This is a genomic window from Halalkalibacter wakoensis JCM 9140 (assembly GCF_000513095.1).
GTDB classification, from domain to species: domain Bacteria; phylum Bacillota; class Bacilli; order Bacillales; family Bacillaceae_D; genus Halalkalibacter; species Halalkalibacter wakoensis.
The window spans coordinates 14,354-29,784 of sequence record NZ_BAUT01000013.1 but is presented as its reverse complement, the minus strand read 5'-3'; the positions used below and the strand labels follow the sequence as shown (position 1 = coordinate 29,784).

Annotated in this window: 15 protein-coding genes and 3 pseudogenes; 7 read left to right on the top strand and 11 right to left on the bottom strand. The window is 39.8% G+C overall.

All coding sequences use genetic code 11. The features are described 5' to 3' along the window. Positions 1-68: 68 nt before the first annotated feature. Entirely contained in the window at positions 69-632 is a 564-nt protein-coding gene (locus JCM9140_RS07620) for a glycerol-3-phosphate responsive antiterminator (protein ID WP_034744544.1), read from the bottom strand. A 148-nt stretch (positions 633-780) separates the two neighbouring features. Between JCM9140_RS07620 and JCM9140_RS07615 the strand changes: the two genes are divergently transcribed. Next, entirely contained in the window at positions 781-1,077 is a 297-nt protein-coding gene (locus tag JCM9140_RS07615) for a hypothetical protein (RefSeq protein ID WP_034744542.1), read from the top strand. Positions 1,078-1,194: 117 nt separating this feature from the next. Here the strand turns inward: JCM9140_RS07615 and JCM9140_RS07610 are convergent, their stop codons facing one another. From JCM9140_RS07610 to JCM9140_RS07600, 3 genes are all read right to left on the bottom strand, one after another. Then, positions 1,195-3,555: an FdhF/YdeP family oxidoreductase gene (locus JCM9140_RS07610; protein ID WP_034744540.1), complete on the bottom strand. Its 2,361-nt coding sequence runs from the start codon at positions 3,553-3,555 to the stop codon at positions 1,195-1,197. A gap of 132 nt (positions 3,556-3,687) precedes the next feature. Further along, the gene (locus tag JCM9140_RS07605; RefSeq protein WP_034744537.1) at positions 3,688-4,053 is read right to left on the bottom strand and encodes a Na-translocating system protein MpsC family protein; all 366 of its coding nucleotides are present in this window, start codon (positions 4,051-4,053) and stop codon (positions 3,688-3,690) included. Positions 4,054-4,113: 60 nt separating this feature from the next. After that, positions 4,114-5,367: an L-lactate MFS transporter gene (locus JCM9140_RS07600; protein ID WP_034744533.1), complete on the bottom strand. Its 1,254-nt coding sequence runs from the start codon at positions 5,365-5,367 to the stop codon at positions 4,114-4,116. Positions 5,368-5,744: 377 nt separating this feature from the next. On the opposite strand from JCM9140_RS07600, the pseudogene fdhD reads away from it, so the two are divergent. Continuing rightward, a pseudogene (fdhD, locus tag JCM9140_RS07595) lies at positions 5,745-6,538 on the top strand (formate dehydrogenase accessory sulfurtransferase FdhD). 19 nt (positions 6,539-6,557) lie between these two features. Continuing rightward, positions 6,558-6,785 carry a hypothetical protein gene (locus tag JCM9140_RS07590; RefSeq protein ID WP_034744530.1) on the top strand — a complete coding sequence of 76 codons (228 nt, stop codon included), beginning with the start codon at positions 6,558-6,560 and terminating at the stop codon, positions 6,783-6,785. A gap of 458 nt (positions 6,786-7,243) precedes the next feature. Here the strand turns inward: JCM9140_RS07590 and JCM9140_RS07585 are convergent, their stop codons facing one another. The 7 genes and pseudogenes from JCM9140_RS07585 to moaA all read right to left on the bottom strand — a co-directional run bounded on the left by JCM9140_RS07585 (position 7,244) and on the right by moaA (position 12,397). Then, positions 7,244-7,792: a GNAT family N-acetyltransferase gene (locus JCM9140_RS07585; RefSeq protein WP_034744527.1), complete on the bottom strand. Its 549-nt coding sequence runs from the start codon at positions 7,790-7,792 to the stop codon at positions 7,244-7,246. A 123-nt stretch (positions 7,793-7,915) separates the two neighbouring features. Then, positions 7,916-8,575 (bottom strand): HAD family hydrolase, encoded by a 660-nt coding sequence (locus JCM9140_RS07580; RefSeq protein ID WP_034744524.1) that lies wholly within the window; start codon positions 8,573-8,575, stop codon positions 7,916-7,918. A 242-nt stretch (positions 8,576-8,817) separates the two neighbouring features. Further along, a complete protein-coding gene (gene moaD / locus JCM9140_RS07575) occupies positions 8,818-9,051 on the bottom strand; it encodes a molybdopterin converting factor subunit 1 (RefSeq protein ID WP_034744521.1) in 234 nt (77 codons plus the stop codon). Continuing rightward, positions 9,048-9,518, bottom strand: coding sequence for a molybdenum cofactor biosynthesis protein MoaE (locus tag JCM9140_RS07570; RefSeq protein WP_034744520.1), 471 nt, complete (start codon positions 9,516-9,518; stop codon positions 9,048-9,050). The genes moaD and JCM9140_RS07570 overlap by 4 nt, the downstream gene beginning before the upstream one ends. Then, positions 9,515-10,048 carry a molybdopterin-guanine dinucleotide biosynthesis protein B gene (gene mobB / locus JCM9140_RS07565; protein WP_034744517.1) on the bottom strand — a complete coding sequence of 178 codons (534 nt, stop codon included), beginning with the start codon at positions 10,046-10,048 and terminating at the stop codon, positions 9,515-9,517. The genes JCM9140_RS07570 and mobB overlap by 4 nt, the downstream gene beginning before the upstream one ends. Next, entirely contained in the window at positions 10,012-11,292 is a 1,281-nt protein-coding gene (locus JCM9140_RS07560) for a molybdopterin molybdotransferase MoeA (protein WP_034744515.1), read from the bottom strand. Before JCM9140_RS07560 ends, mobB begins: the two co-directional genes overlap by 37 nt. Before the next feature lie 87 nt (positions 11,293-11,379). Further along, positions 11,380-12,397, bottom strand: a pseudogene (gene moaA, locus JCM9140_RS07555) (GTP 3',8-cyclase MoaA). A gap of 125 nt (positions 12,398-12,522) precedes the next feature. On the opposite strand from moaA, the gene JCM9140_RS07550 reads away from it, so the two are divergent. From JCM9140_RS07550 to JCM9140_RS07535, 4 genes and pseudogenes are all read left to right on the top strand, one after another. Next, on the top strand, positions 12,523-13,026 hold the full coding sequence (locus JCM9140_RS07550) for a MogA/MoaB family molybdenum cofactor biosynthesis protein (protein ID WP_156314829.1): 504 nt from the start codon (positions 12,523-12,525) through the stop codon (positions 13,024-13,026). Continuing rightward, positions 13,023-13,616 (top strand): molybdenum cofactor guanylyltransferase, encoded by a 594-nt coding sequence (gene mobA / locus JCM9140_RS07545; protein WP_034744512.1) that lies wholly within the window; start codon positions 13,023-13,025, stop codon positions 13,614-13,616. The genes JCM9140_RS07550 and mobA overlap by 4 nt, the downstream gene beginning before the upstream one ends. After that, positions 13,617-14,102: a cyclic pyranopterin monophosphate synthase MoaC gene (moaC, locus tag JCM9140_RS07540; protein ID WP_034744509.1), complete on the top strand. Its 486-nt coding sequence runs from the start codon at positions 13,617-13,619 to the stop codon at positions 14,100-14,102. Positions 14,103-14,143: 41 nt separating this feature from the next. Then, a pseudogene (locus JCM9140_RS07535) lies at positions 14,144-15,321 on the top strand (MFS transporter). The last annotated feature ends 110 nt before the right edge of the window (positions 15,322-15,431 follow it).

The following is a 15,431-nucleotide window of genomic DNA, read 5'->3' as shown; positions in this document are numbered from 1 at the left end:
TACTATTTATTAAAACAAAAGTTGAAAACGCTGTCAACGTTTTTTCAGCTTTTTTCTTTATATGTTTTCTATTTTTTAAAGCTCCAAAGTTCTTGTCTCGAAGTCGTCACACCAATTGCCCCCGCATCCAATGCTCTAGCCACTTCCTCTTTCTCTCGAATAAGACCACCTGCAATAATGGGGATCCCTGTTCTCTCATAGACTTCTTCAATAATGTGTGGCATAACTCCTGGCAGAACTTCAATGTAATCAGGCTTTGTTGTCTCTAACAATTTATAACTTGATTCAAGGGCAATCGAATCTAATAAAAACAATCGTTGAACCGCAATAATCGAATGCTTTTTCGCTGTTAATACGACGTTTTTTCTCGTTGAAATGATTCCAGCTGGCTTAATATCTTGGCAGATAAACTGAGCCGCATATTCATCCGTTTTCAATCCTTGTACCAAATCAACATGCAAAAATACTTTTTTTCCTGCTTTATTGGCTAATTGAATTAAGCTTTTCAATTGACCGATATGGCTATTTAATAATATGATCACTTCAAATTTACTTTTTAATAGCTTTTCGAACTCTTTGACTGTTCTTGCTGCCGGAAAGATTTTTTGATCGATAAAATGTTGTGAAGACATATACACCAACTCCTCTGTAGCATCATTGCTTATTAAAGCAATTAATAGGATGATTGTCAAAATGCGAGTGAAGAGACTGTTAGTAAAAACTTGATAATTTATGGTATGATTGAATGAAATAGGTTAATTTTAGAAAGAGGTTTTTCAGATGGACCAACTATCTTTATGGCTGGCTCAGAATCCATTTTCCAATATCTTAATGCTTATTTTCGGACTACTTATAGTCGGGATTCCTTTTTTACTATTGCATTATTTATTTAAAAAGAAATACGATTCTAATCTTAGTGCTTTGATTACTGGTACCATTATCCTTCCTGTCTTATTCATAGCTAGCTTATTCTTAAACGAAAATCCACCTTATCTTCTTTTTGCTATTGGAGGAGTTTTCCTATTAGGGCTTTTCTACAAAACTAGAAAGAACCTAAATCATACAAATTCTGATTAAATTCGTTTTGTTTTTCATCGGTTTTTATGAATAGGATCTTCTTACACACAAACGAGCAGGCCAACTCATTTGAATTGGCCTGCTCGTTTTATAGTTTTTCTACTTAAAGGCTGTTTCTTAACCCGGAGCAGACATGTCTAAATCTTCTATTCTTCTTTCCACATATTTCGTGTCTTTTCTAGCGTTGTAGCGATCTGCTTTTTCTACTTTTACCGCTACGTTGAAGTCAGGAATCTTCGCAAGCTTTTCGTATCTTCCTTTTGGAAGTAAGAAGTTTCCTTCTGGGAAGTGAACACCTAAGTTTCCTTTTGAAATGTCCGCATATTTTGCTTTTCCTTGGAATACACCAAAGCCGTTATGGATAACAATTCCTTCGCCTTCAGCGATGCTTAAACTTTGTGCATCCTCTGCATTGATTAGTACATCATAACGCTCTGCATTGTTGAATGGATCTGTTTCTTTGTAAACCATTGAGTTAAATTGTTTTCCGCGACGTGTCGTTAAAACAAATTGTCCCTCTTTTTTGCCCATGTCTGGAATCTCAACAGGAAGCAAGTTTCCTTTTCCATCTGGAGTTGGACATACGCCATCTTCACAAAGCCATGCGCCGCCCCACTGGAACACATCTCCTTGTTTCTTAAGGTGTTGAACGCCTTCGTAATTCGTATTGGCAATCGCAATTTCATTACGGATGTCTTGGCCTGTTTTAAAATCAACAAGGTGAGCTGTATCAGGCTTCACTCGTTTTGCAAGGTCGATGTAAATTTTCCACTCAGAACGTGCTTCTTCAATATGGTTCTTGTTTCCTTCAATTTCAGGAGAGAAATATACCATACGCTCAGTAGATGTGGATGTTCCGCCTCCGTCTTGCTCATAACGAGTTTTCGCAGGAAGAACGATAACCGCTTCTTTTGCATCGACTAATGTTGACGTATTTAAAATAATATCTTGATGAACGCGAACGTCTAGTTCAGCTAATGCCTTGGCGATAAAATCTGGATCTGGCATTGTCTCTAAGAAGTTCCCACCAGACATGTAATAAAGCTTCACTTTACGCTCATGGTCTTCTGGAAGGACGATGTTTTCTAGTGTGACACCGACTACATCCCCTTGCCATCTTGGAATATCAAATCCCCAAATCTTTTCCATTCGTTGAATGTTATCTTCTACAAAATCTCCACCAGGCAATACGAATGGATCAGCTCCCATTTCACCTGAACCTTGAACAGATGAGTGACCACGGAATGGCATCAAACCATTGTATTTGCGACCTAAGTGTCCACGAAGAAGAGCTAAATTTGCAACTTGTGAAATGTTATCAGATGCGAATGCATGCATCGTTAATCCTAACGCCCAAGCATAAACAGCATTTTTACTGTTAGCTAGTAATTCAGATAACTCGATGATTCTTTCTTTTGTAATCCCGGAAGACTTCACGATCTCATCCCATGATTGTGATTCAACATGAGCTTTTAATTCATCATATGCATTGACATGTTCTTGAACAAACTCATGATTGATTGCTGAACCATGTTGTTTTTCTTCCATTTCAAACCAGTGCTTCATAATTCCGTGCATGAAAGCAATGTCTCCACCAATGTTTACTTGATAGAAATCATCTGCTAGTTTTGTTCCAAATAAAGCAGACTCGGCATTTGAAGGAACCCAATATTTATCCATTGCTGGCTCTTTATATGGATTGACAACGATGATTTTCGCTCCGCGTTTTTTCGCTTCTAACATATATTTCGATGAAACTGGTGATGCATTCGATGCCACACTTCCCCAGAATAAAAGAACATCTGCGCCAAACCAGTCTTGATAGTTACAAGTAGAAGCACCAACACCGATTGAACGCTTTAATGCTGTTTTACTAGGTGAATGACAAATACGACTAGCATTATCAATGTTGTTCGCACCTAGGAACCGCGCTACTTTTGCTGCCACATAATAAGATTCATTCGTAATTCCTCTAGATGTTAAATAAAACGCATATTGCTTCGGATCTAATTGCTTCATTTTATCGGCAATCATATCCATAGCGTCGTCCCACGTTAAACGAGAGAATCTTCTTTCTCCTTTACGGCGAATAAGTGGATACGGGATACGACCTAACTTTCTTAATTCCGTGCTATCATATTTTCGTAATTCATCGATATCGGCATGTAAGATTTCTTCTTTAATCGCAGGAGCTGTATTCAAACGAAGAACATTCAATCGTGTTGTACACATATGTGGACCTTTTAATGTTTGATCTTGAAGACCCGCTACTCCTAACGCACAGCCATCACAAACTCCTTTTGTTAAGATTCGCGATGCATATCCTAGGTTATCTTTGTTGTCCCACGCAATTTTCATCGTATCCCGAATATGTTTAGGCTTGACTTTTCCTAAGCCAAACGGAATGGGACTTACCCAGTGTTTTGGTGTAGGTGTTTTTGTTGCTTTTATAGGACCTTGATGTTTTGTTTTCCCCATATTTCTCACTCCCAAATGCTTATTACTAATGTCTATGTTGTTTTCATAAAAAAACCACCGTACTCCCCCATTTTCATGAGGTCATTACGGTGGTTAAGTCTTTTGCAGGGTCGCTACTAAGTGCCAAACCGACTATTGTTTTTTGGAAAATTTCTCTTCAATATCTTCATCGAAGACAAAGATGGACATCCCAAAATCTTTCTCAATATCAATGTCCACAAATAATTCTACAAAATTACACTGTAAGAACTGTTCCATTTCCTCAGGTGGATTTTTTCGGTACATATCTTTCACCATTTCGGTTCTAGCAGCTCGAAGCATCTGCTTGCCCTCATCGGCTGTTGCGATAAATTTCTCAACAGGAGAGAGGTTCCCTTCCATTTCACAGATCGCCCACTTTTTACAAAATGTTGTACTTATTTTGCTAGGGCCTTTCCCCATATGTTTCTTTCTGAAAGAGCGTACTAAATTACTAAATTCAGCTTCATATTTGTTCATTCACTATACCTCACTTACTTTACTGAATTAAGAGTAGTTCGAGTATCATAAAAAGTCAATTTAACTAGCTAAATCTTTCAATTCATTTTTAGCTTTTAATTGCTTAATATCAATACGGATTACTAGAGAAACGAGTAAAGCTGCGATGAACATAAAACCAAAAATATAAAGTGTGCCTGCATAGCTGTCCGTCGTCTCACGAATCCAAGATGCTAAGATCGGTCCAACTAAACCAGCTAATGCCCATGCTGTTAAAATGTATCCGTGAATGGCACCTAATTGTTTTGTTCCAAATAAATCGCCAATGTAAGCTGGAATCGAGGCAAATCCTCCACCGTAACAAGTCATAATTAAGAACAATACCGCTTGGAACAATATCGCGTGCGTAATACTTGGTAATGTTAAGAATGTAACGATTTGAATGAGAAAGAACGCTGTATATACATTTGCTCGGCCCATATAATCTGAAATAGAAGCCCAACCAATACGTCCTAATCCGTTAAACACACCCATCACACCAACCATTGTGGCAGCCGCTGCTGCTGATAACCCTGCAATTTCCTGAGCCATTGGTGATGCAACGGATAAGATGGCAATTCCACAGGTTACGTTAATGAATAACATAATCCATAAATACCAAAAGCGTCTTGTCTTAACAGCTTCATTCGCCGTTAATTGTGATAAATCACTAGCCACTTTCTTACCCGCATTTTGTACACCTTCCATGTATCCTGCTGGAGGACGTTCAATATAAAGTGCCGAAACGAGCATAATTAAAAAGTACGCGATCCCTAATGTGAAAAATGTATTTGCTAATCCTACTGAGTCTATTAAACTTGCCATGATTGGGCTTGCTACCATTGAAGCAAAACCAAATCCCATAATCGCAAGTCCAGTAGCTAAACCACGACGGTCTGGGAACCACTTTACAAGAGTTGAAACCGGTGTAATATATCCAACACCAAGACCGATCCCACCAAGAGCTCCGTAAGTAAAATATAATAGTCCAAGAGATTCGATATTAATCGCAAATCCTGCCCCAACTAACCCTACTCCAAAAAATGATGCTGCAACTAAACCAGATCTTCTTGGTCCGTATTTTTCAACAAAGTGCCCCATGAAGGCTGCTGATAAACCAAGAAACACAATCGCAATACTAAATGTTAAAGAAACCGCACTTAACTCCCAGCCAAGCTGTTCTCTAATCGGGTTTGTAAAAACACTCCACGCATATACAGAACCGATCGAAATATGTATTCCGACTGCCGCTAATGCGATCAACCAGCGATTCTTTAATTTTTTTGATTCTCCCATGTTGTTCACTCCTTTTTCTCTTTAAACATAAAAAAATCGACGTAACTTTTTGAAAGGAAGATACACGTCTCCCTAAAAAGCACGACGATTAGTTTCAAGCAGGTATCGCTACTTTCTAACCAATAGTAATCGCTTACAACGACTGAACACTTAATACCGCCGACAGGTTCGCTATCGCGATGCTTAAATGTTACAGAATTATGAATGCAATTAAATCATAACTCGTTTTCAAAGAAAGTTCAATATAATTCTATTGTAAAATAAAAGCATTTATGATTAGTTTTCAGACGAACTTCATTGTAACTCTTGTCAGGTTCCACAGATTATGTTTATATTTGTTACGATATCCTTTATGACAAAACAAAGGGGGAGTTTGTTTGACTGATTCACTTAGTTCTTCTCGGGCTATAGTAAAATACAATCAACATCGTTTTACAGAAACAACAGATAAAATTGTTATTGAGTTCCCTTTGACAATTTATATAAACAATGAGGAATTTGCAACGATGGTCTGCAGCCCTCAACATTTTGAAGAGATGGTTATTGGTTTCCTAGCTTCAGAAGGGGTTATTCACTTCAAGAAAGAGATTAAAGAGATGACCCTTGATGAAGATCGTGCTTTGCCTATGTACAACTGCATACTGAAGAAATAAAAAATCAGCAATACTTTTCAAAGCGCTTTATTGGATCGTGCTGCGGAAAGAGTAGACAATTTTATTTTCAAAATGATGTGCGAACCGCCAAAACATCTATGTCTACGACGACTGTGACGGCTGAACAATGTATCGAGTTAATGCGCAAAATGCAAGAAGCAAGTCTCACCTTTAAAAATACAGGAGGTGTGCATAATGCAGCTCTTTGTACAGCCGATGAGCTTCTAGTCAGTCGTTCCGATATCGGTAGACATAACGCATTAGATAAACTGTATGGCTATTCCCTCTTAAATGGGATTTCTGTTCGGGATAAAATTCTCGTGTTTAGCGGTCGAATCTCATCGGAAATTTTAACCAAAGCTGCTAAGTTAGGTGTTGGAATCGTTTTATCTAAATCTGCACCGACTGATTTAGCCATTCAATTAGCTGAGGATTTAAACATTACAGCGGTTGGATTTATTCGCGGGGCGTCCTTCAACATTTATTCGCACCCGGAACGAATCGTTTTACATGATTAATAGAAAAGGAGGAATCATGATGAGTTCTTGTAAATTAGATCACCCAATTGAAGATGTTTTTTCAAAACTAGAGTCACAAAAAGCCTTTTTGCCAGAGGAGATTTACACTGTCTGCGTCCGTTTTTTAGAGAAACAACCGACACAAGTCGAACTAAATGAACTGTTTCACCTTTTGAAAAAGTATGATTTAGCTACAGAAGAAGAACAGCAACGCCGCAACAAAGAAATGCTGCAGCTCGTCCAATAGGGTGGGTCAGGGGGACAGGTTCCTTGACCCAATTCGTAGTTTTGCAATCAATAGATGGGAAGACTTGAGTCATACACCATTAATTTTGGTCTTTTTAAATTTCCGTCCTCCACATGGGTCTAGGTGGTCCGGATAGAAGCAAGAACCGCTTTGCTACTTACAAGTGGTTCTTGCTTTTTATTTTGCGGACAGGAGTTCCGCTATTTCATTGAAATCTAGCATTTTATTGGGTTTGGCGGACTCAGAATCCGCTATTTGCTAAAAATCGCTATCCTGACACCCCTAGAACACGAAATAGCGGAACCTCAGTCCTCAAACACCTTAAAATCGCTGTTTTGGTCACAGATAACGGAACGTGAGTCCACTTGAAGTGGGTCAAGGAACCTGTCCGAGGGCACTGAAAAAGGTCGACTTTCACTTTTTTCAGTGCCCTCAACCTGTCCCCATGACCCAGCTATTCAACCTTTATTTTCAACGTAATCAGATTTAAACAGACAATAATACAAAGTTGTAACTTCCTTGTTATCTAGTAACTTTAATTTTTCTTTTCTTTGAAATCGGTAATGAAATCCGCATTTCTCGTTTACTCTTTTGGAGTTTTGATTAAAATCAAAATGTCCACTCCAAATAAGATCTACATTTAGTTTAGTAAAACCATATTCCAATAAAGCCTGTACTGCCTCTGGAATGATGCCTCTTCCCCAATAATTAGGATTCAGAACATATCCCATTTCCTTCTGTTTTAAATTGACCAGTTGATCATCTGGTTTTCTATCATGCAGCCCTATGCTGCCAATCACTTTGTTTTCTGCCTTTAACACAACAGCATATGTATCATGATTCCTTCTAAACATTTTTATAATCTCTTTGCTCTCTTCTTCCGTTTTATGCGGTGGCCAACCAGCATTCGGACCTACTTCTTCACTTTTAGCATATTCAAATAAGTCCTTGCTGTCTGTTTCCTGCCATTCTCTTAATAGCAATCTTTCCGTATTAATTGTTTCCATTTACCTTCCCCCCTGCTGTTTCGTTACTTTTTTTACTGCCACAGATTAAACAAATAGCGATACCTTATTTAGGTATCGCCCTTATTATATATATTTCACCCCTGGTCTTTATTTCCCTTTCTTTCATTGCCTACCGAGCAGAATATCTTTTAGCTGATCAACACTTTTAGCGATATGCGTAGGATTCGAATCACTCAATTCTTTAATTGAACCGTAACCATATGTGACGCCAATCGAGTCAATTCCTGTTTGATGTGCCCCAATGATATCGTGCTTCCTGTCTCCAATCATTACAAAATCACTAAACTTATGGTCATGGTATGTATCTAGAATATACTGAATGATTTCTGTTTTTGACGATCTTGTTCCATCAAGGTTACTTCCTACAATTAGTTGAAAATACGGATCAATAGAAAAATACTTCACTATTTTTTCTGCATAAACAGTAGGCTTTGAAGTGGCAACTATTAAAGTAAACCCTTGTTCTTTTAGTGATTTTAATAGGGAAGGGATATGTGAATACAATTCATTCTCAAACATTCCTTTTTCCTTAAATCTTTCCCTATAGAAATCTATTGCTTTTTGGGTACGCGCCTCATCAAACTTGTAATATTCAGTAAATGAAACTTGTAATGGTGGTCCAATAAAACATTCTAATTTGTCACAATCAGGCTCATCAATTCCCATTTTGTTCAACGCATATTGAACCGATTTCGTTATTCCCACTTTTGGGTCTGAAAGGGTTCCATCTAAATCAAATAAAATGATTTTATAGTTATTCATGTGAATCTCCTTTCCCAAGAGGGTCAAAGGGACAGGTTCCTCGGCCCAGTTCAGATTAGAAAATGAATACAGGACGTTCTTGAGCTCAAGGCTTTCTCGGGCTCACAATCGGTCTAATTCTAAAAATACGATAGTAGAACAAAGTCCGTCCACTATCGCTGTAAACCCGCTATTTGATCACAGATAACAGAACGTGATTCCACTAAAAGTGGGTCAAGGAACCTGTCCCCATGACCCACTTTTCACCCGCCGCTGACTGGAGGGATAAAGGCAATGACATCACCTTCGCGGACGACGTAAGTTTCTTCTGCGTAACTCTCATTTACGGCAACCATTGTTTGGTCTAGAGAGGGCAAGTTGTACTGCGTGTGGAGCCATGATTTCACTTCGTTTATCGTGGCCCCTACCATATCCACTTCTAGTTGATCGGTACCGGCTGCGTCTTGAAGTTCGGCAAACAACAGAACTTTAATCATTTGTTTTCCTCCTTTAACTCTGGCTTCCCTTGTGGGTAAGGAGTTTGTTCAAGCTGGTCACCGATCCATTTTGTTCCGTCTTCCCAGAACTCTTTTTTCCAAATCGGGACAATTTGTTTGATTCGCTCCATTGCATACTCATTTGCTTCATACGCTGCTTTTCGGTGCGGCGTTGAAACGGCAATAATCACAGCAATCTCTGAAATGTCGAGAGTCCCAACACGGTGGGTAATCGCAATCGTTGAGCCAGGCCACTTCTCTTGTACTTCTTGTCCGATTTGCTCCAGCATTTTGATTGCCATCGGCTTATACGCTTGGTATTCCAACTTTAATGTTTTCTTCCCGTGAGTTAGTTCTCTTACCGTTCCAATAAACGTCGAGATCGCTCCACAGTCTCTTCTCGTTACTTTATCGACAACCTCTTGAATCGATAAAGGTGTATCTTGTATGTCAAATAGTTGATTCATTTTTCATCACTCAGTTTCTGTAAAATATAATCCGTATAGGTTGATGGACTGTTAATAGAAAAGATAGGAAAGCTGTGTCGCTGTGCTTGCATGCTTTGAACGTTTCCCCATGTAATCACACATTCAATGTTCGTCGCTGTTTCAATCAAAGAAACATCTTCTTCTCCACGTAGCAACACTACTTTTGGGTAAGGTGCTTTTTTAAAACCTTCTACCAAAATCACATCAGGCGAGAAGTTCTCATACAGCTTCAAAATGTCATCCAAACTCCAAGATGGCTGCTTTACATGGATTTGCAAAGATCCTCCGCCTTCAACAGCCGTCATATCGGCGCCAGCTTGTTGGTGGCGAACACTGTCCTTCCCCGTTGCTTCATTTGTTTGAGGAGTCGCGTGCCCATGATGCTTAACCGTTGCGACCTTCATGCCTAATTCCGAACACCTACTAATCAACGTTTCCATCAACGTCGTTTTCCCGCTATTTTGATAGCCGACTACTTGTAAGATGCGACGATGTTGTCCCAAGGCCATTCACTTCCTTGTTGATCTTCCAGTAATAACACATCAACGGTCATTCCTTTTTCATACCCTCTTGTCCCGCCAGGTAATAGCAGAAGACAATCCGCACCGCCTAATGAACTCACAATCCCTGATTTATCTACACCTGATGGAGAAGCAACTAAGGTGCCATTCTGATACTCAACTTTTGCGCGCACTAGCCTCATAAATGGATTAGGTTTCGGAAAATCAACTCCTAGTGTCGCGGTAACTTTTTGGAGATGCGGATAAGCATTGTACATCGCTCGACGCAACATCGGGCGAACAAAAAGCTCAAACCCAACGTAACAAGCAGAAGGATTTCCCGACAATCCATAAATCATTTTGTCCCCTAAACTAGCTACTGTCGTAACACTGCCAGGGCGCATGGCCACTTTGTTAAAAAGGACTTCCGCTCCTAGCTCTTTTAAAATCGCAGGAACGTAATCAAAATCTCCAACAGATACACCACCTGTTGTAATTAACATATCAACTTCTGCTAGCGCTTTTTTCGTCTCAGCTAAACAAGCGTCAAAGTCATCATCTAACTTGCCAAAATATTTGGCTTTTCCACCTGCTCGTTCAATTTGAGCGAGAATCATATACGCATTGGAATTCCGAATTTTTCCTGGTGCAAGCGGCTCGTCTACATTAAGAAGTTCACTTCCTGTAGCAATCACACCAATGACTGGCTGTTTTGCCACAGCTACTTCGTGATAGCCGAAAGTAGCAAGTAAGGCCACAACTCCAGGATTAATCTTCGTTCCTTTTTTCACTAAAACTGTCCCTTTTTTCGTGTCTTCCCCTTGATAAGAAATGTTATCGCCTTTTTTAAACAAACGTTTGATTAAAATTTCTTTTTCACTAATTTCTTTCGTTAACTCGAGCATCACTACGGCGTCGCACCCTTTAGGAATCGGGGCGCCCGTCATAATTCTAACTACTTGAAAAGGTTGCACTTCCTCATTAAACACATACCCTGCGCCAATTTCTCCTACTACAGTAAAAGAAACAGGGTTTTCTGAACTAGCTGCATTCGTGTCTTCTGAACGAATCGCAAACCCGTCATACGGCGATCGATCAAAAGCCGGAACATCGTGAGACGCTAGTAAATCTTCAGCTAAAAACCTTCCATAGCTTTCCTCGATCGAAACATACTCTTTTTGCGGCATTACATCATTAGATATGACTCGTTTCACTGCTTCAGCAACTTGGATTGGTTTTCGCTTCTCTACCATCGCACTCACTCCGTTTTAAAATTCTATTTATGTCTTTATCTTTTCAAACAACAGAAAATAATGCAAGAGTTTCCCTCTTGCATTATTCTACCCACCGATATAGGACATTTCAATTTTTTTTTCGATTACGTACGGTTTCTTCCGTTCGTTCTTCTGAATATTTATCCGTCCGCTTGCTCCAAATGTTTGCAATCGTCGACTTAATGTCTGCATCATTTGCTTTTGAACGAATCAACTGACGCAGGTCATAGCCTTCTTCAGCAAATAAACACGTATACAGCTTTCCGTCGGCTGAAATTCTCGCCCGCGTACAATTTCCACAAAACGTATCTGAAACGGATGAAATAATGCCGATTTCCGTTTTCGTTCCTTTATAACGATATTTGGCCGCCACTTCACCCAAATAATCTCGTCCGACTTCTTCAAGTGGTGCAATCGTTGATACTTTCTCTAATAATTCTTTTTTTGTGACAACTTGAGAGAAATCCCAGCCATTCGTTTGACCAACATCCATAAACTCAATAAAACGAAGGGTAATCTCTCTCTCTTTGCAATAACGCGCTAATTTAATAACTTCATCCTCATTAACACCTTTTCTCACGACCATATTGATCTTCACAATCAACCCCGCTTCCATTGCGGCATCAATCCCTTTTAAGACCACATTCGGAGCCACTTTTCTTCCGTTCATTTCTTGGAATGTCTCTGCTGTTAACGCATCAAGACTAATATTCACACGCATTAACCCAGCTTCTTTTAACGCCTGCGCTTGCTTGACGAGGTGTACACCATTCGTTGTTAAGGCAATGTCTTCTATTCCAGCGATTTTTGTTAATCGTCCAATGAGGTCGGGAACATTTTTTCGCAGCAATGGCTCGCCACCGGTTAAGCGAATTTTTTTCACGCCTAAGTGAGTAAATTGTTTTACAAGCCGTTCAATCTCATCAAACGATAGCAATTCCTCTTCTCTCATGAACACATAATCCTCGCCGAAAACGTCTTGCGGCATGCAGTAGGAACAGCGGAAATTACACTTGTCCATTATTGATATACGCAAATCTTGCAAAGGCCGCAAGTATTTGTCATTCACGTGGTTCAATTCCATGTCCATTCCCCCTCTACTCTTACTTTCCTCAGTACTTCATCGACGAATCATTGGTTGTTCGTGAAAAAAGCTGTTACTATTAGTAAGATATAATAAACCATTCTAACACAAAAACAAGGAAGGGAATGAGTTCTGTGCACCATATAAATACTTCCAAAAGTGTAAACGTTGCGATCTTAACGATTTCAGACACGAGAAATCAAGAGGATGATCGCAGTGGACAAGCCATTTCTGAGCTTTTACAGTCCTCCAATCATCCGATTATCGATTATAAAATTGTGAAAGATGAGTTGATCACCATTCAAAACGAAATTAAGGCTTGGGTAGAAAACGAAAACATCCAAGTGATTATCTTAAATGGCGGAACTGGTTTTTCTCCTAGAGACGTGACACATGAAGCTGTTTCTTCATTACTACATAAAAAGATGGACGGTTTTGGAGAATTGTTTCGAATGCTAAGCTATGAAGAAATTGGTCCAAAAGCGTTGTTCAGTCGAGCCATAGCAGGCAGCATTGATGCAACGGCTGTGTATGCTTTGCCAGGTTCAACGAATGCGGTGAAGCTCGCGATGAATCAATTAATTTTACCGACCGTTCCTCATTTTGTTGAAGAGTTGGTTAAAAAATGAACATTGCTGGTGTCGTGTTAGCTGGAGGACAATCTTCTCGATACGGGCAACCGAAAATGTTTGAACAACATAAAGGGAAAGCTTTTTATGAACACAGCGTTCATGCATTACGCGCTAGTGGGGTTGACTCTTGTTATATCGTAACAAATCAGTTACTTGCAGACAGGTTTGATCGAAAAATGGCTACCGTCTTGATCGAAAATCAACCACATAATGGTCCATTATATGCTCTTACATTTGCAATGGAATCCATTCCGAACGTCGATTGGTATATCGTTTTAGCGGCTGATCTCCCCTTTATCGAGAAAGCAATTATCGATCAGCTAACAGATGAAATTACGAAAAGTTCAGGTCACGCAGCGATCATTCCGATCACAGGAGAAAAAGAACAGCCTCTATTGGCCTGCTACCACCGTGATTGCCTGCCTGTTGCTAGGAAGCTCATCGCCAATCAGCGAAAAAGCATGAGGCCATTGCTGCAGAAAGTACATACACAATACGTGCACTTCCCTTCTAATCAAAAAGAATTTACAAACATTAACTACAAAAGTGACTGGAACCATAAAACCGCCCAAAAGGAGAGAAGATAGATGAGTGAATTTTCTCATTGGAATGAAAAAGGAAGACCAAAAATGGTCGATATTTCGAAAAAAGATGAAACGAAACGGACCGCTGTCGCCCAGAGTACCATTTTATTAAAAAAAGAATTGTACGATGCGATTCAAAATGCAGAAATTAAAAAAGGCGATCCTCTTCAAGTTGCGCAAATTGCCGGGATCATGGCAGCAAAAAAGACACCTGATCTCATTCCGATGTGTCATCCGATTCAAATTACAGGTGTCGATTTTCATTTTGAATACAAAGAGGCAAGTGACGGATATGAGTTGATCATGCAAGCTGAAGTGTCTTGTAAAGGAAACACTGGTGTTGAAATGGAGGCGCTAACCGCTGTATCCGCTGCTGCGCTTACGTTTTATGATATGTGCAAAGCGGTTGATAAAAGCATGATCATTAAAGACACATTTCTCTTAAGCAAAACAGGTGGAAAAAACGGTGACTATGTTGCAGGGAATTAATTTTTGGGGTTCTCCCATAAGGTACAGGAGTGACATGTAGAATGCATAAGAAAAAAGCTTTACCTGTTTTATTTGCTGTTATGTTTCTCGTCATGGTTGGCTTTGGAATTATTATTCCTGTTATGCCTTTCTACGCAGAAGAAATTGGCGCAACCCCTACTCAATTAGGGTTATTAATGGCGATTTACTCGTTTATGCAGCTGTTATTTGCGCCCATGTGGGGACGAGTTTCAGATAAAATTGGACGAAAACCTGTTATCATGATTGGTATTTTCGGACTAGCTCTTTCCTTTTTCCTATTAGCAATCTCGTCCACTCTTTGGATGCTGTTTGCAGCTAGGGTGATTGGAGGATTTTTCTCCTCTGCGAATATGCCTACCGTAATGGCCTATGTAGCAGATATTACATCAGATGAAGACCGTGGAAAAGGAATGGGGATCATCGGAGCATCCATCGGACTAGGGTTTATTTTCGGTCCGGCGATCGGCGGGATTTTTTCGCAGAATAATTTAAGTGTTCCCTTTTATTTAGCTGGATCATTATCGATCATTACCTTTTTCTTCGTCCTGTTCGTCTTAAAAGAATCACTAACAGCCGAACAACGAAACAACCAATTGCGTCAAAAAACACCTTTACGCAAAGCTCTTCAAGGTCCTGTTGCGATTTTATTTGTCTTGCAATGGTTTGTTTCTCTTTCGTTGGCTGGTCTTGAAGCGACTTTCGCCTATTTTGCTTATGAAAAAGCCCAGTTAGAGTCTGTTGAATTAGGGTATATTTTTATGATCATGGGTCTTGCCGGAGCACTCGTTCAAGGCGGACTTGTAGGAAGGTTAACGAAAAAATTTGGAGAAGGCTCTGTGATTCAACTTGGCATTATCATTTCTGCGATCGGATTTGCCTGATTTTGTTTATTGACAGTTTTCTAACAGCAGCCATTTTCTTAACCATTTTCGGAATCGGAAATGGACTCATCCGGCCAAGTGTCTCCTCTCTCGTAACAAAAGCGTCCCCTACGAGTTATGGACGAACAACCGGACTGTTATCCTCCTTTGATTCTCTCGGACGAATTATTGGCCCCCCACTCGGTGGCTTGTTATTCACCATTGCAGTCGGATTGCCGTACATCCTAGGAATCGCGCTAAGCGTCTTCGCTTTTATTTTGTACCGAGTGTATAAAAGTGGGTCACGGGGACAGGTTCCTCGACCCAGTTCAGAGTAGGAAAAATTGATTTGAAGTGCAACCTAGTAACGATGATCAGACTAAAAAAACGCTCTTAGTTGATTAACTTTGAGCGTTTTTTTGAGGTCCAGCTGTTACCCAAGTAAGAA

What these genes read in the sequence shown, in the direction of transcription:
- JCM9140_RS07580 (WP_034744524.1), bottom strand. Translation starts at nt 8,575, where the DNA reads ATGAATAACTATAAAATCATTTTATTTGATTTAGATGGAACCCTTTCA.
- JCM9140_RS07620 (WP_034744544.1), bottom strand. Translation starts at nt 632, where the DNA reads ATGTCTTCACAACATTTTATCGATCAAAAAATCTTTCCGGCAGCAAGA.
- JCM9140_RS07615 (WP_034744542.1), top strand. Translation starts at nt 781, where the DNA reads ATGGACCAACTATCTTTATGGCTGGCTCAGAATCCATTTTCCAATATC.
- JCM9140_RS07570 (WP_034744520.1), bottom strand. Translation starts at nt 9,518, where the DNA reads ATGAATCAACTATTTGACATACAAGATACACCTTTATCGATTCAAGAG.
- moaD (WP_034744521.1), bottom strand. Translation starts at nt 9,051, where the DNA reads ATGATTAAAGTTCTGTTGTTTGCCGAACTTCAAGACGCAGCCGGTACC.
- JCM9140_RS07605 (WP_034744537.1), bottom strand. Translation starts at nt 4,053, where the DNA reads ATGAACAAATATGAAGCTGAATTTAGTAATTTAGTACGCTCTTTCAGA.
- JCM9140_RS07610 (WP_034744540.1), bottom strand. Translation starts at nt 3,555, where the DNA reads ATGGGGAAAACAAAACATCAAGGTCCTATAAAAGCAACAAAAACACCT.
- JCM9140_RS07600 (WP_034744533.1), bottom strand. Translation starts at nt 5,367, where the DNA reads ATGGGAGAATCAAAAAAATTAAAGAATCGCTGGTTGATCGCATTAGCG.
- JCM9140_RS07560 (WP_034744515.1), bottom strand. Translation starts at nt 11,292, where the DNA reads ATGGTAGAGAAGCGAAAACCAATCCAAGTTGCTGAAGCAGTGAAACGA.
- JCM9140_RS07585 (WP_034744527.1), bottom strand. Translation starts at nt 7,792, where the DNA reads ATGGAAACAATTAATACGGAAAGATTGCTATTAAGAGAATGGCAGGAA.
- mobA (WP_034744512.1), top strand. Translation starts at nt 13,023, where the DNA reads ATGAACATTGCTGGTGTCGTGTTAGCTGGAGGACAATCTTCTCGATAC.
- mobB (WP_034744517.1), bottom strand. Translation starts at nt 10,048, where the DNA reads ATGGCCTTGGGACAACATCGTCGCATCTTACAAGTAGTCGGCTATCAA.
- JCM9140_RS07590 (WP_034744530.1), top strand. Translation starts at nt 6,558, where the DNA reads ATGAGTTCTTGTAAATTAGATCACCCAATTGAAGATGTTTTTTCAAAA.
- moaC (WP_034744509.1), top strand. Translation starts at nt 13,617, where the DNA reads ATGAGTGAATTTTCTCATTGGAATGAAAAAGGAAGACCAAAAATGGTC.
- JCM9140_RS07550 (WP_156314829.1), top strand. Translation starts at nt 12,523, where the DNA reads ATGAGTTCTGTGCACCATATAAATACTTCCAAAAGTGTAAACGTTGCG.